At 48.6% G+C, this 13,783-nt stretch carries 17 protein-coding genes and 1 pseudogene; 8 read left to right on the top strand and 10 right to left on the bottom strand.

The window, feature by feature from the left end; all coding sequences use genetic code 11:
- Positions 1 to 110: 110 nt before the first annotated feature.
- Positions 111 to 332, bottom strand: coding sequence for a hypothetical protein (locus B0X71_RS01260; RefSeq protein ID WP_156889768.1), 222 nt, complete (start codon positions 330 to 332; stop codon positions 111 to 113).
- A gap of 225 nt (positions 333 to 557) precedes the next feature.
- On the opposite strand from B0X71_RS01260, the gene B0X71_RS01255 reads away from it, so the two are divergent.
- Positions 558 to 1,556 carry an LLM class flavin-dependent oxidoreductase gene (locus tag B0X71_RS01255; RefSeq protein ID WP_077587750.1) on the top strand — a complete coding sequence of 333 codons (999 nt, stop codon included), beginning with the start codon at positions 558 to 560 and terminating at the stop codon, positions 1,554 to 1,556.
- A 5-nt stretch (positions 1,557 to 1,561) separates the two neighbouring features.
- On the opposite strand, the gene B0X71_RS21710 is transcribed toward B0X71_RS01255, so the two are convergent.
- Positions 1,562 to 1,723 (bottom strand): phosphotransferase-like protein, encoded by a 162-nt coding sequence (locus B0X71_RS21710; protein WP_156889767.1) that lies wholly within the window; start codon positions 1,721 to 1,723, stop codon positions 1,562 to 1,564.
- 201 nt (positions 1,724 to 1,924) lie between these two features.
- Between B0X71_RS21710 and B0X71_RS01250 the strand changes: the two genes are divergently transcribed.
- Positions 1,925 to 2,275, top strand: a complete 351-nt coding sequence (locus tag B0X71_RS01250) for a hypothetical protein (RefSeq protein WP_077587749.1) — start codon at positions 1,925 to 1,927, stop codon at positions 2,273 to 2,275.
- Between the two features lie 55 nt (positions 2,276 to 2,330).
- On the opposite strand, the gene B0X71_RS01245 is transcribed toward B0X71_RS01250, so the two are convergent.
- Positions 2,331 to 2,573: a hypothetical protein gene (locus tag B0X71_RS01245; protein ID WP_077587748.1), complete on the bottom strand. Its 243-nt coding sequence runs from the start codon at positions 2,571 to 2,573 to the stop codon at positions 2,331 to 2,333.
- A 143-nt stretch (positions 2,574 to 2,716) separates the two neighbouring features.
- Positions 2,717 to 2,995, bottom strand: coding sequence for a DUF6509 family protein (locus B0X71_RS01240; protein ID WP_077587747.1), 279 nt, complete (start codon positions 2,993 to 2,995; stop codon positions 2,717 to 2,719).
- Positions 2,996 to 3,086: 91 nt separating this feature from the next.
- Between B0X71_RS01240 and B0X71_RS01235 the strand changes: the two genes are divergently transcribed.
- A complete protein-coding gene (locus tag B0X71_RS01235; RefSeq protein ID WP_077587746.1) occupies positions 3,087 to 3,467 on the top strand; it encodes a nucleotide excision repair endonuclease in 381 nt (126 codons plus the stop codon).
- 26 nt (positions 3,468 to 3,493) lie between these two features.
- Here the strand turns inward: B0X71_RS01235 and B0X71_RS01230 are convergent.
- Both B0X71_RS01230 and B0X71_RS01225 read right to left on the bottom strand, forming a co-directional pair.
- Positions 3,494 to 4,191, bottom strand: a pseudogene (locus B0X71_RS01230) (Type 1 glutamine amidotransferase-like domain-containing protein).
- Positions 4,188 to 4,619, bottom strand: a complete 432-nt coding sequence (locus B0X71_RS01225; protein ID WP_077587745.1) for a GNAT family N-acetyltransferase — start codon at positions 4,617 to 4,619, stop codon at positions 4,188 to 4,190. The pseudogene B0X71_RS01230 and the gene B0X71_RS01225 overlap by 4 nt, the downstream one beginning before the upstream one ends.
- A gap of 118 nt (positions 4,620 to 4,737) precedes the next feature.
- Here B0X71_RS01225 and B0X71_RS01220 point away from each other — a divergent pair, with 118 nt between their 5' ends.
- The gene (locus tag B0X71_RS01220) at positions 4,738 to 5,592 is read left to right on the top strand and encodes a dimethylarginine dimethylaminohydrolase family protein (protein ID WP_077587744.1); all 855 of its coding nucleotides are present in this window, start codon (positions 4,738 to 4,740) and stop codon (positions 5,590 to 5,592) included.
- Between the two features lie 50 nt (positions 5,593 to 5,642).
- Here the strand turns inward: B0X71_RS01220 and B0X71_RS01215 are convergent, their stop codons facing one another.
- Positions 5,643 to 6,083: a DUF2269 family protein gene (locus B0X71_RS01215; protein WP_077590850.1), complete on the bottom strand. Its 441-nt coding sequence runs from the start codon at positions 6,081 to 6,083 to the stop codon at positions 5,643 to 5,645.
- Positions 6,084 to 6,320: 237 nt separating this feature from the next.
- On the opposite strand from B0X71_RS01215, the gene B0X71_RS01210 reads away from it, so the two are divergent.
- Positions 6,321 to 8,687 (top strand): M14 family zinc carboxypeptidase, encoded by a 2,367-nt coding sequence (locus B0X71_RS01210; RefSeq protein ID WP_077587743.1) that lies wholly within the window; start codon positions 6,321 to 6,323, stop codon positions 8,685 to 8,687.
- Between the two features lie 43 nt (positions 8,688 to 8,730).
- Here the strand turns inward: B0X71_RS01210 and B0X71_RS01205 are convergent, their stop codons facing one another.
- The gene (locus B0X71_RS01205) at positions 8,731 to 9,018 is read right to left on the bottom strand and encodes a hypothetical protein (protein ID WP_077587742.1); all 288 of its coding nucleotides are present in this window, start codon (positions 9,016 to 9,018) and stop codon (positions 8,731 to 8,733) included.
- 147 nt (positions 9,019 to 9,165) lie between these two features.
- Here B0X71_RS01205 and B0X71_RS01200 point away from each other — a divergent pair, with 147 nt between their 5' ends.
- Both B0X71_RS01200 and B0X71_RS01195 read left to right on the top strand, forming a co-directional pair.
- A complete protein-coding gene (locus B0X71_RS01200; RefSeq protein ID WP_077587741.1) occupies positions 9,166 to 11,229 on the top strand; it encodes a penicillin-binding transpeptidase domain-containing protein in 2,064 nt (687 codons plus the stop codon).
- Between the two features lie 11 nt (positions 11,230 to 11,240).
- Positions 11,241 to 11,738: a metallophosphoesterase family protein gene (locus tag B0X71_RS01195; RefSeq protein WP_077587740.1), complete on the top strand. Its 498-nt coding sequence runs from the start codon at positions 11,241 to 11,243 to the stop codon at positions 11,736 to 11,738.
- Between the two features lie 59 nt (positions 11,739 to 11,797).
- Here B0X71_RS01195 and B0X71_RS01190 read toward each other — a convergent pair whose 3' ends face one another.
- Together B0X71_RS01190 and B0X71_RS01185 are read right to left on the bottom strand one after the other, a co-directional pair.
- Positions 11,798 to 12,016, bottom strand: coding sequence for a hypothetical protein (locus B0X71_RS01190; RefSeq protein ID WP_077587739.1), 219 nt, complete (start codon positions 12,014 to 12,016; stop codon positions 11,798 to 11,800).
- Between the two features lie 15 nt (positions 12,017 to 12,031).
- Positions 12,032 to 12,379, bottom strand: a complete 348-nt coding sequence (locus B0X71_RS01185) for a hypothetical protein (RefSeq protein ID WP_077587738.1) — start codon at positions 12,377 to 12,379, stop codon at positions 12,032 to 12,034.
- 142 nt (positions 12,380 to 12,521) lie between these two features.
- Here B0X71_RS01185 and B0X71_RS01180 point away from each other — a divergent pair, with 142 nt between their 5' ends.
- Positions 12,522 to 13,724, top strand: coding sequence for a DUF3238 domain-containing protein (locus B0X71_RS01180; protein WP_077587737.1), 1,203 nt, complete (start codon positions 12,522 to 12,524; stop codon positions 13,722 to 13,724).
- Positions 13,725 to 13,783: the final 59 nt, after the last annotated feature.

Here is a 13,783-nt window from a genome sequence, read left to right as displayed (position 1 = left end):
GACATGTATGTGCTATTCCCGCCTGCCTGTCTCTGGTAAACGCAGGAAATCCCTTTTCTTCTAGCTCCGCCAGTGCCGCAGCTGAATAAAAATTCAATTGGCGTGATCCATCAGTTGATCGCATCGATTGTGTAATTTTTCGGATACCAGGACGGAACGATTTCCGTAAAGTGCTTATGATCCTGAAGTACATCCATTGATAGCTGATTTAACGCCTCTTCCGCGTCCTTGTCCGGCAAATAGCTGAAAACCATGAACGTGTCCCCGAATTCCAGTGGCTGCGGGACATACTGAGAAAGGCAGGAAAGCTGCTTCAGTGTTTCAAATTCCACTTTTCTCCTCTGCACTTCCTGTCCATTGAATACCTGCACCAAGTACTTGCCGTCTGCTCGTATTTCTTGTCATCTGAAAAACCTTTCAAGCTCTCTTTGATATCAGAAGCCTGCCGGATAAACGGTATGTCCTCTTTCTGTCTTTCCACTCCAACCACCTCAGCGGTGAACTTTTACGCAAATCATGATAAGCTTCCCATTAACGAACTGCAAGGAGGAATCAGCATGACATCACTCAGCATTTTGGATTACTCGCCTATTGATGAAGAAAGCACCCCTGATCAGGCGCTGCGCGAGACCACACAGCTTGCCAAGCTTGCTGACACGCTCGGTTATAAGCGTTTTTGGGTCTCGGAACACCACCATATTCCCTCCGTTGCCGGGAGCTCACCGCAGATGCTTATGATGCACCTTGCTGCAAACACCACAAAGATCCGAATTGGTTCCGGCGGTATCTTACTCCCGAATTACAGTCCGTACAAAGTGGCTGAAAATATCCGGGTGCTGCAAGCTCTCTACCCCGGACGGATTGATCTTGGCATCGGCAGCGGAACCGGGGCTAACCGGATTGCCACCAAAGCATTGCAGGCAGGCAAGCCACGGACGGATCACAGAGAGCAAACAGCAGATTTAATCGGCTATTTATCAGGCACATTGCCTCCAGAACATCCATACAGCAACTTGATTGTTTCTCCCAATATCGACGCTGTGCCTGACATCTGGCTCCTTGGAGCTGGCGGAACAAGCACGGAAATGGCCGCAGAGTTTGGGACCGCATTGACGTTTGCTCATTTCGCCCGGCCGGGCATCGGTCCCGAGACTGCCGGACAGTACCGGGAATCCTTCATCCCTTCCGCTTTCTGTTCAAAACCCCGGGTCATGATCGCGGTATTTGTTGTAGTGGCAGAGACGAATGAACGGGCTGAAGAATTGGCAAAAGCGTTCGACCTCTGGCTCTATTTTGTCGAATCACTCAGTTCTCCGCCCTATTACCCATCAGCTGAAACAGCCAGCCAGCGCGGGACAAGCGAACGGGAACGGGAAAAAATGATCCGGAACCGCAGCCGGGTGCTGATCGGTGATGCATTATCAGTAAAGACGCAGCTGGATAAGCTGATCAATCAGTATAACGCGGATGAAGTATTGATCATGCCGCACATTGCCGGCTTTGAAAATCGGAAAACCGCCATCAGGTTACTTGCAGATGCGTTTCATCTTGCCTGAGCGCTTTAACGATTTGTCGGGCACACGCTGTAAAAAGTATCTACTGCTATATGGTAAAGCTCTTGCTGCTGGTAGATAAACGCCAGCTGCGTGAGAGCCAGACCTGCCCGCCTGTCTCCCCGGGCCTCCTCCCGGCGTATCAGCTCTTCTGCCGGGCAATACGACATCTCCCCACTGGCTGTGTGTCCTCAGACATTCCTGCGGCAAGAAATCTGTATACGCGTTGAACGGTTTGTTTCCCCTCGCCATTCTTCTCCAAATTGATGTTTCACGATCCAAAGAGCGGGTATAGTTTTTTAGTCGCACTTCTTTAGTATCACATCAGTGATCTGTCATTAGTAACTATCAATTGACAAGGAGATGAACGAATGCTGATAAACGAATTTTTCGTATCGGAACACACCAATTACTGTTTCACTCGCGCTAAACGCACACATGAAGAAGAAGGGACCGTACGAATTACATCATTTGTACGGCTCACGAAAGAATACAGCTATTCGGGCCGCGATCGTTCCTATGAGCGATCCGAATCCGTCTGGGTGGATATCCGGGAGGTTACAGCCCGGGAGGCAGCAGAATCAGTTGTAATGTTGCCTGAACATATGGTTAAATTCAGCGTATCAGAAGCCGTGTTTTCAGAACTTGTCCGGCTGGCTGCCTCGTCTCCCGAGGAGCTTTTCCACATGACTCCCGAATATGTCGCTTGTGAGAGCTGCTGAATCTTAAATGAATGCAAATGCCAGCCCCTTCATTACCCGGTGCCGGCATTTGCATTCAGCTATTAATGGAGTTTGACTGCCGGTCATCCTTAGCAGAGTCGAAATTTCCTGAACCGACCCGCTTACGGATTTCTTCATCTGATAACTCCAGCTCTATCGAAGCAGTCAGAACGCGTTCCGATCCGCCTGCTGATTCCGACTTCTCTCCCTGCGCGGAACGGGCATTCGTCTGACGGCCAATCTGCTCCCGTTCTTCCCGGCTTTCATACATTTTTTCTTCCCATTTTTTATCTGCCATTCCACTTCTTCCTTTCATTGGCACAGACCATTAGTAGATAGTGCTTCAAGACGGGTTAGGTGATAACCATGGTAATGTATTCTTTCCATGCTTCAAACGGTAAAATATAGAACGGTTCAAATTTCTTATGAAGGATGGTTCAGTCAGCCCAGCTGCTGATTGCAGTATGTGAGCACTTGCTGTTCTTCCTCGTCTTCAAGCGCAAAACCCAGCACTGTGCCGCTTTGCTTTTCGACAAAGAAATACTGGATTATCCGCACTCCTTGCCCGTCCGATGCTATGATGACCCGCAACATCAGTCCCTGATCTGTATACAGCTCATCTTCTTCATCCACTTCAATGTCCAGCAGAAATTCATACCTGTCTCCGATAATCCCTGTCGGGTCCCGCAATTCTGTCATCTCATGATTTATAATTTCCATCATTACCGCCTCCATTCTCATTTGTCCTGAAATTGCATATATTATTTGTATATGGTACCATATTCTTTACGATTAGAAGGACGTGATATTAATGATTACTATTCAGCCACCAAAAGCAGATGTGACCATCATGCGGCGCAAGCAGGACCTGCAGGAAGGTGAAGTTGCCATTAAGCCGATTGAAGGATTCATCGATCTTCATGAAATCCCACGGGATAAGGGCGGCATTATTCAATTTTTCAACCACAGCGGCGAGTTACTGTTTGTCGGCAAAGCCCGAAAACTTCGCCAGCGCGTGAAAAAACATTTACAGGACAATGTCTCTCCGCTTCGGAATCACCGGGAGGAAATTCACCGCATTGCTGTTTCATTCGTAGATGACGCTATGGAACGGGACATTTATGAAACCTACCTGATCAACACTAAACAGGCAAAGTACAACATCGACAAGGTCTATTACAAGCAGCAGTAAGGCGCGGGAATGTCCCGTGTCTTTTTTTATTTGCCCAAGTACTCTGTTTTCACTGCCTCTTCTTCAACACGCCCATCGACCAGCTGGACGGCATAGGCACTCGCGCCGGGGCGGGAACTGACAATCCGGTGGATATCCGTGCCGATATAATGGACCGCCACCCCGCCATCCGCTGCGATGCCTCCTTGAATCACTCCGGTCCGGATCAGTTCATGGTAACGAGGCCGGCGCAACTCCTCCCCGTCATAATGCGGACAATTACTGCCAGGGAGAAAGCCTAGTGCCTGAAGCGGATCAAGTTCATCACCATAGGAATCTGTCACTCCCGCTTCGTACCAGCAAAGCGAGCCGGCACTGATTCCAGCCAGCACAATCCCTTTTTCCCATGCTTGCCACATTACTTTGTCCAGTTTCCATTCCCGCCATAAGGCCAGTAAGTTCTTGGTATTGCTCCGCCTACATAAATAATGTCTTTTTCCAGAACGAATGAAGCCACATCCCGTACAGGCGGCTTAAACAGCGACAAATGAGAAGGTTTGCAAGACAGGTTCCCGAATGATTCGTAAAACCGGGAAATATAGGTATCTGAATCACCGCTCGCCGTCGGCACGAAACAGATTTCGGGAGTTATTTTAGCCGACTGGCTTAAGATATACCGATCGAGCAGCAGGTTATCCGGCTCCATCGAAAAGCCGCCACCTCCTAACGTGATAATCTGCTTCATAATCGCTCCTCGGTCAGCCGTTTTTCAAAAAAATGCTGGCTGTGCCCTGCGGGATGGTCCTCAATTACGCCGAATTCCCGGAACCCCTGCTTCCGGTAGAACCCGGGGGCCTGAAAACTGAATGTATCCACGACCATCAGGCGGTACCCTTTTTCCAGCGCATGCTCTTCCATTCGACTGATCAGTTTCTCACCGATCTGCCTGCCGCGCATTTCAGGGTTGACCCATAAAAAATCGATATGCAAATGCTGCCAGAAAGCAGTTCCCGTGATGCCGCCTATAATTTCCCCTTCTTCATTTCTTGTTATGAAACTGACTTCCTCAACCGGTCCCTTTATGCTCTCCGGCAACTTTGCAGCATTATAGTCGATCACCTTACTCCGGATAAATTCCCGATCCTGCCGATTTTCTTGCTTGCTGATTTCCATAGAATCTCCCCCACTCATCTTTGTTTCTTTTGTGACGATTTACTTGTTCGGCATGTTTCAGTAAAGCATCAAAAAGGGAATAGTACCAGAAAATAACTTAACACCCGGAGGAGTTACTATGACTTCAACAATGAAAGAATCGGGAAGTGCAGGTTGCAGGAGCGAGTACGACCCCTTAAAACGCGTTATTTTATGTCCGCCCCGCTATATGAAAATTACAGATGTGATCAATGATGTTCAAAAAAAATACGCAGCAGAGAATATCAATACACAGCGGGCCATGAAGCAGCATGCGGCTTTCGTTAAGGCTCTGCAGGAACAAGGTACGGAAACCATACTGCTCGAGCCGCAGCCGGACATGCCTGAACAAGTTTTTACCCGTGATATCGGGTTTACCATCGGCAGTGAAGTCTTTGTCAGTGAGATGGCTTGCATGGTCCGAAAAGGCGAAGAACAGGAATTGCAGAAAAAACTGCAGGAAGAAAATATGATTTATCATAACATGGCAGGAAAACCTGTAGAGGGCGGAGATGTCATCGTCGATCGGGGAACTGTTTTTATTGGCGTCAGCAGCCGGACAGGCAAAGAAGCGATCCGGAAGCTGCAGAATGAATTGCCAAATTATGAAATTATTCCTGTCCCATTCGATGAAAAGTACTTGCATCTCGACTGTGTCTTTAACATTCTGTCCGAGGAAGAGGCGCTGATTTTTCCGGAAGCCTTATCGAAGGAGATGGTTCAGCTCCTGGCAGCTCGCTACCGCCTGATCCGAGTGAACCCAAAAGAGCAGTTTTCCCTCGGAACGAACGTGCTGTCAATCGGCAGTAAACGTGTCTTCAGCCTGCCGCAGAACCAAGAGGTCAACGCGCGGCTACGGCAGCACGGTTACCAGGTGATCGAAGTGGATTTTTCTGAGATTATTAAATCCGGCGGGTCCTTCCGCTGTTGCACAATGCCGATTATCCGTGGATAACAAAAACCGCAAGCCTCTCGCGCACTGAGAGCTTGCGGTTTTCCTATGTGTTACCACAGCATCGGTTTATCCACCATGAGCCACAGCATCACCAGCAGGAGGCTGATATACAGCCAGACCGACCGGGTCAGCTTTGCTGTCAATGCCGGTTGATCTGCATCCGGCACTTCAAATTTTTTCAGGACCGGCTTAAACGCATTAGCCAGGAAAAACACAGAACCGACCATCACAGCAAGCGTCAGCACCACCCAGGAAGTGTACCATGGCCATGCACTGAGCCATACAAGCAGCATACCAGTCGTCACCAGTATGTGACCCGCGTGCTTTACAAGACGAACTGCTCCCCTAAAAGTAGTGAGATGGCCAGCAAGCACCTCCCTTTCCGCTGTCTTCATCTGCCGGATTACCGGAAAAAGGACAAAAAAGGGGCCGATGGACAATACAGCACTTAAAATATGTAAAAACAACAGCAACGTGTAGAGAAAGTTCATAATAGGCAAAACCTTTCCTATTTTTCCTCCATTATACTTCAGTTTCACGCCTTCTCCGGTACAGAAATATGACGATTTCTGCAAAAATTGATAATAGCTCAATCATTTTCATTCCTTTTAGCCTACTCTTCAATAGACAAAAATAGCTATATGGGATGATAGAAACCTGCATACATATACATTAATATTTAATAGGCTTGATATTTATGCAAAAATACAATTTTGGAGGAACGCTGAATGAAGAAAACGGTAAGTGGTTTATTGGCAGTCAGCATGCTGGCTTCTACCCCTTGGTCATCTGTACTCGCGGAGTCCCCGAAAGTCAATTACATAAATGCGCTCGAGGAACAGGACGGCAGCTTATTTAACAGTGAAAACTACGATTTTGCAAAGTTCTCGGCAATCGGTCCGAAACTTGAGGAAATCGCGAAGTCCTCGAACCGGGTGAAAGTGGAAGTGACCGGCTATTCGGCAGACGGCCATCCACTTTATGTCGTCACGATTGCTGACCCTGAAACTGGCGGCAAATTCGGCAAGATTCAGGCGCTGCGAAAACAAATGTTCAAAAACCCGGGAAAAGCTCAGGACTGGGTGCAGAACAACCCTGACTTTAAAGTGCCGATTATGATCAACGGTTCGATTCACGGGACGGAATTCATCGGAAGTGATGCGCTTCTTCAATTGATCGAGCGCTTTGCAACACAAACGGACGAAACCACCACTTCCATTCTTGAAAACAATATCCTGATTTTCAATGTGAACGCGAATCCGGACGGACGCATTGCCGCCACCCGCTTCAATGGTGAAGGCATCGACTTGAACCGCGATTTCATCACGCAATCCCAGCCGGAAACGCAGCAGACGGTCGACCTGATCACGGAATGGAATCCGATGGTGTTCCTTGACACACATGGCTACGTGAAGAACTATGCACCAAATAAACAAGGCCTCATTGAGCCTTGTACCCCACCGCATAATCCAAACTATGAGTATGATTTGTATAATAAATGGGCGCTTGGACAGGCTCAGGCAATGGAAAACGAAATCATGGAAAACGCAGCAGCTTATGAAGGTACGATATATGAAGGCATGACAGGCACTTACATTCCGGCGCGCGACGACGCTGCTGGCTGGGATGATTACCCGCCGATCTTCACGCCAATGTATGCCATGTACCACGGTGCATACGGCCACACACTTGAAGCGCCGACGAATGACGAAAGCGGCGTAGCGTGGATGTACAACGCCATCATGGGTGCATTGGAGTATGCGACGGAAAACAAAGAAGAAATGATCGCTGACCAGATCGAGATCTTCAAGCGCGGTATCAATTTTGATCACCCGTACCATGAAGCCGGCTTCTTCCCGGAAGCGTACGTACTGCCGGTGAATGAAGAAGATCCGACCGTGACGGAAAAAGCGGTCAATCACTTGCTGGCCAATGACATTGAAGTCGTGCGTGCATCCAAATCCTTCAAAGTGGATGGCGTCAGTTATGCAAAAGGCTCTTATGTCGTGAATATGGATCAGGCGAAAGCGGGACTTGCAAACACCATGCTATGGGATGGTGAAGATATTACTGATGATACGTCTTCTATGTATGATATCTCTGCCTGGAGCCTGCCGGAATTGTGGGGCTTTGAAGCCAATGCAGTCAACAGCAAAGTGACCGTTCCTTCCGCGAAAGTGAATGAAGCGGGCAGCCAGGGAGCCATTTCCGGAAAAGGGCCATTCGTTATCCCGAATTCTTCTGTAAAAGCGGTGGAATTGGTGAATACCCTTCTCGCACAAGGCGTGAAAGTCACACGCGGTACAGATGGTACGTTTTACACGGATGCACCGGCTAACGCCGTCTCTGCTGCTGTGAAGGCATCCGGCCTCCAGATCGCAAGCGGCAAAGTACCGGCAGACACAACGCCATTGAACGCACTTAAAGTGGCATTGCTGGAAGACGGCGGTATGGGTAAAGTCCAGTCGCACGCCGGCATGAAACTCGCGCTTGAGCGCCTCGGATTCGATGTGACAGAATTGTCTCCAGTTGAAGTGGCGGAAGCTGGTCTGAATGGCTATGATGCGTTTATCTATAACGGCACAGCCAACTTAATTTCAACACGCCTAAGTACTGCAAACAAGGAATTCGGATTCCAGAATACAGGCCAGTTTGATGCCTTCAAACAGAACGTCACTGATTTTGTCGCGAATGGCGGCAAGTTCCTCGCAGCGGGCGCCGGCGGTTCTCAAGCAGCGAAGGCGCTTGGCCTGACGGATGTCACAGTGAATACTGGCGGTTGGAACAGCAACGGCATCGTGACGGTCGATTATGAAGCCTCCGGCACAACTGCAAGCTTCGGCCAAGACGATATCGGATTCGTCTACCGCCCGACTTGGTATGATGGCGCAGAAGAGACGGAAGTGCTTGCGTCATTCGACGATGGTGACTTCTTCGTCGCTGGTCATTGGAAAGGCAATGAAACAGCTGCCGGACAGCCCGTCATCGTGCGCGAAAGCGATAAAGATGTAACATTAATCGGCCTGGAGCCGGCATTCCGCGATCACACAGATTACCTGTTCCGTCTCATTTCGAATACACTTTATACAAAGTAATATAAAAAAGGAGAAGCTCGCGGGCTTCTCCTTTTCCGTTCACTTATTTCTTTTTATCTTTCATATCCTCATCATCGTCTGCGAGTTCGTCCAGCCCGTCGATTTCTTTGTTCGTCCGGGGGTATTCCATCGACTGCCACTCATCGTAATACGTAGCATCCAGCTCGGTCAGGCCTTCTTTGCCTTCCACTTTATCAGCATCCGGCGCTTCTTTTTGATCTGCTTTCACGCTATTATGCATGTCGTGATCTTCGTACACCCAGATTTCCTTTCCATCTTTTATCACCTTTTTTTTGTTCTTGGAAACGTCCTGATTTGACTTTTCGTTCATGATAACTCCTCCTGTCTGTAGATAAAACTTCTGGCTAATCGTTTCGATAGTTTTCTTTTCCCTTTTTTCCTCAAAAATAACCATTTCATTTTTACGACTGCCAGTGAACGGGTACAATATAAAGAAAAGAACGGGGGAATTGTATATATGAAAAAAAGTGTAGCAGGCATTGCGCCGCTCCTCTTCCTTCTTGCGGGTTGCCAGGAGCAGACTGAAGAACCTGTACCGGAAGAGCAGCCGGCACCGGAAGAACCCGTGGCAGATGCCGGACAGACACCGGAAGAAAGACTGGCAGAATATATTACTTATTGGAATGAAGCGGACTTTACGCATTTATATGAGGAATTTTTATCTGCAGATGCGAAAGAGGCATTCGGGGAAGAAACGTTCATTGAATATCAGCAGCAGTTAGTCGAGGATCTAGGTATTCATGATATAAATATCACTTACACGGAACCGCCTGAAGGTACGGAATGGGATGAGAATGAACTGGCGGATTTCCCGGTACAAATCAGCATGGAAACGCTTGCCGGTCCGATAGAATTTGAAGAAACCCTCACACTTCTTTATGAAGAGCAGAACGGGGAAGAAAACTGGTTCACGGATTGGGGCCCTTCTCTTGTTCTGCCGAACCTTGAAACAGGCGATAACGTGGAAATCGATATACTTGAAGCAGCAGCCCGGGGTGAGATCATCGACCGGAACGGACAGCCGCTCGCAACCAATTCAACAGGCTATGAAGTCGGCATCGTTCCCGAGAAATTTACGGATCCTTCCCGGAAATCAGAACTCGCTGAATTGCTTGACGTGACGGTCAGCTACATTGATAAACAGCTGAACCAAAGCTGGGTTCAGCCGAACTTTTTTGTGCCGCTCACCACCCTGCCTGCAGCCCAGGCTCAGCAGGCTCAAGATGCTGATGCCATTCCAGGAGTCGGGCTCGATGAAACGGCCGTGCGTTATTATCCTTACGGTGAAGCCCTTTCCCATGTGACAGGCTACGTCGGACGCATCACAGCCGAGCAGCTGGCAGAAATGGCGGATGAAGGTTATATCGAAAGCGATATTGTCGGGCGTAAAGGACTGGAGCTTCAGCTAGAAGAACAGCTGAGCGGTGAAGCCGGAGCCCGGATCACCATTGAAAAAACGTTTGGCGCAGAAACAGAAACTATTGTTGTCGCTGAACAGCCCGCTGCTGATGGTGAAACAGTTAAGCTGACCATTGATGCAGAATTGCAGAAAACCATTTACGACACCATGAACGGTGAAGCAGGCGCAAGCACAGCGATCGATCCTGCCACCGGGGAAACGCTGGCCCTTGTCAGCTCACCCGGCTTTGATCCGAATGAATTTGTGCTCGGCATGAAATCATCCCGCTTTCAGGAATTGCAGGATAACCCGAAGAATCCGCTGTTTAACCGGTTTACCGCCCGGTACGCTCCCGGCTCCACTATAAAACCGATTACAGCAGCCATTGGTCTGGAAGCCGGTACACTCGACCCTGCTGCAGGGGTGGAGATCAACAGCAAGACATGGCAACGCGATCGCTCCTGGGGCAATTACGAAGTCGCCCGTGTGCATCCGGAAGTGCCGAATCCGATCGATTTGAATAAAGCACTCGTTTATTCTGATAACATCTATTTTGCTCAGCAAGGACTTGCATTGGGAGAAGAGAAGTTGACAGAAGGCTTAACGAGTTTCGGTTTCGGGGAAGAGATTCCATTTCCGATGAATCTGGCGGCTTCTCAGATTACCAATGACGGAACCATCGATTCAGAGATTCAGCTGGCAGACACCTCCTATGGGCAAGGTGAAATGCTCGCGAATATTGTCCACTTGACGTCGCTTTATGAAGCGTTCATCAATGACGGAACGATTTATGAACCGATGTTATTCGCGGAAGAAGAACCGGAAGTGTGGAAAGAGAACTTGGTGAGTGCAGAGAATGCAGAACGGATCCGCACGAGTCTCCGCAATGTGGTGGAAGAAGGCCCTTTGGATGCCGTTAAAGCGGCGGCTGTGCCTGTGGCAGGTAAAACCGGCACAGTCCAATTGCAGACGGAAGGCCAGCAAAACGGTTTTTTCATCGGTTATAACGCAGACCAGCCTTCCCCGATCATCGGCATGATGATCGAGGAAGTGGAAGATAATGATGGCAGCGTCTATCCGGCCGGACTGGTGACGGATGTACTCGAACAGACGGCAAATTAGGAGGCGATCACATGAAAGTAGTTATTCTATCGGATACGCATATTCCGATGCGGGCAAAAAAACTGCCCCATGCGCTGACTGTCATGCTCCAGGATGCTGACTTCATCGTTCATGCCGGTGACTGGCAACAGCTGGATGTCTATCACGAACTGGCGGCCTATGCTGAAACAGACGGCGTCGCCGGCAATGTGGATCCATGGGAAATAGCTGATAAATTCGGCCGAAAAAAAGTACTCACATTCGCTCAAGTGAGAGTCGGCGTCATTCACGGCGATGGCACTCAGAAGACGACAGAACAGCGGGCACTGGATGCGTTCGCAGATGATGAAGTGGATATCATCGTGTTCGGTCATTCCCACATTCCGCTTATGCGAAAAGAGAAGGATGTGCTTCTCTTCAATCCTGGCTCACCGACTGATAAACGGCGGCAGCCTCATTATTCATTCGGCGTACTCGAGATTGGTGATACATGGGAATTGAAGCATGTCTACTTCGATGAAAAAGATTAAACTCTAGTCAACAGGAGCTGTTCAAAAAGCTCCTCTTTGAATCAAAGGCAGGGAGAGAATCACCATTCGGTGTTCTCTCCCTGCTTTTTCGAACGTGGATTTCCCTTGAAAATATCCGGAGAAAACCGGTCCGGGCAATACGCCCGGATTTGATGTGCGCCTTGGCATGTTTCCGTAAAGCTTCCGGCGGACTGAACAGAAGGCGAGCTGTAAAACCAAAGAAGGGCTGTCCGATAAGTCATATCCATGACCTGTCGGGACAGCCCTTTTTTCAGCATGTGTTCACTGCTCCCTTATCCGCAATGCGTCTCCAAATGTGCAACCAGGGCAGCAGCATCCCCGCGTGAAATGTAGGAAATCTCCAGATTGCCGGCATCGGTCTGACACGTGATTTGTGCAGCTCCGCTTAACACAGCAGTTACACGACGGATGTCGGTAAACGGAATGATTGCTGTCTTTCCTTCCCCTGATGCGTCATGACCCAAAAAGACCAGTTCAGAACCCGTCGCGGTAAGGATGCCCTTAATCCCGCTTGCAGGTTCGGCGTAGTTCGTGTTAAAAATGCCGTACACCCAATGTTGGACTTCCAGTTCCGGTTTCTCTTTTTTTAATTGATCCAGTAATTGAGACGGATGAGCCATCTTCAACACCTCCAGTTGTCTCTTTAATTATACAGAAAGGATTCGTCGCTTCCCGTGAAATTTATATTAAGTTCATTACAAATATTACGGAATTTTCTTGTAAGGAAAGGGTATTAGAATAAAAAAGGCGGAGGTACTCACAGTGAAAAAGTTGAAGGTTGAATCATTGGAGCAGTCAGACAGCGTCATTGAATTTTCATGGACGGATACCGGGAGCGTATGCCGGATAACCCGGGAGGAGCGCGTACTCTATGAAGGCAGAGAAACAGTTTTTAGAGACGACCAGCTGCGCAAAGGTGAACTCTATATTTATACGATTGAGCGGCTTAACGAGGCTGGAGAACCGGTTGAACGGCTGAAAATGCAGACTGGCACAGAAGAAAGAGGATCAGAGACAGAAAACCAGCTCCGGCAAATTGTACTTACAGCAATCATAGCAGATGGAGAAGTGACACTTGCTTGGGGTGATATCCAAGGAATTAATGCATATGAAATTTTCCGGAATAATGAGCTACTGGACGCTGTACAGGAAAGTCAGTTCACCGATACATCGGTGGATATGCATAGCGAATATGTATATACGATCCATGCAAAACGACCGCTTGAACGGTCAGCAGAAGAGTTGTTCAGCTCGGAAAAATCGCTGGTTGCATCGGTGTTTGGTATGTTAAATCCTAATTCCACCGAGCAGGAAGCATCAGAAGAATCATTTTGGCTGACCAAGCGGCTCGGTAAGCTTGATACGCTCCTGAATATGCCTGAAAAACCAAAAGGGGAAATTCAATATCCGATCTGGAATTTCCGGTATAAGACTTTTCTATCGGAAGAAATACTGGCTAATCCGAATCTGACTTCCCCCAATCGTTTTTTCAAAGGAGATGGCCGCGGATTTGATCCGCACAGTAAACGTTACCGGACATTGGTTGAGTTTACAATCCGATTGGACAAAGAAGCAACGGTCGACAACTTCAAAAAAGACGTCGGCACATCCATTGCCTATAATTGGCGGAAGAAATTCCGGAAAGCAGGCGTCGGTTCAGCCGAAAAAGTCGGTGTCGAGCAAGTGGATGAAGACGATCAGAAAGCGGTGGTGGCGATTACACACAGTGTCGGCAATCCGCTCACCGCTTCCCCTGCCATCGATTACGATATATCGGCAACCTTTTACCGCAATGGACATTTTGACATTGTGGGTGTACATGATCAGGCACCGAATCACGAAGTCTACTTAAATCGCAGCGGGCAAGAAGAATGGATGCCGCTGCACCGGGCTGAAAGCAAAGGGCTCGCATACATGGCCGGTACAATTGCCAATCAATACTGGCGGTATTCGAATTTTGAATAAGAGTAATCAGCGGGAGCCTGCCGGTTGGGCAGCTCCCGCTTCATAAAGTAAAAATCAAT

The sequence above is a fragment of the Planococcus lenghuensis genome (genome assembly GCF_001999905.1).
Lineage (GTDB): Bacteria > Bacillota > Bacilli > Bacillales_A > Planococcaceae > Indiicoccus > Indiicoccus lenghuensis.
Note: the sequence above shows the minus strand (reverse complement) of the source record. Positions and strands in the feature narration are given on the sequence as shown.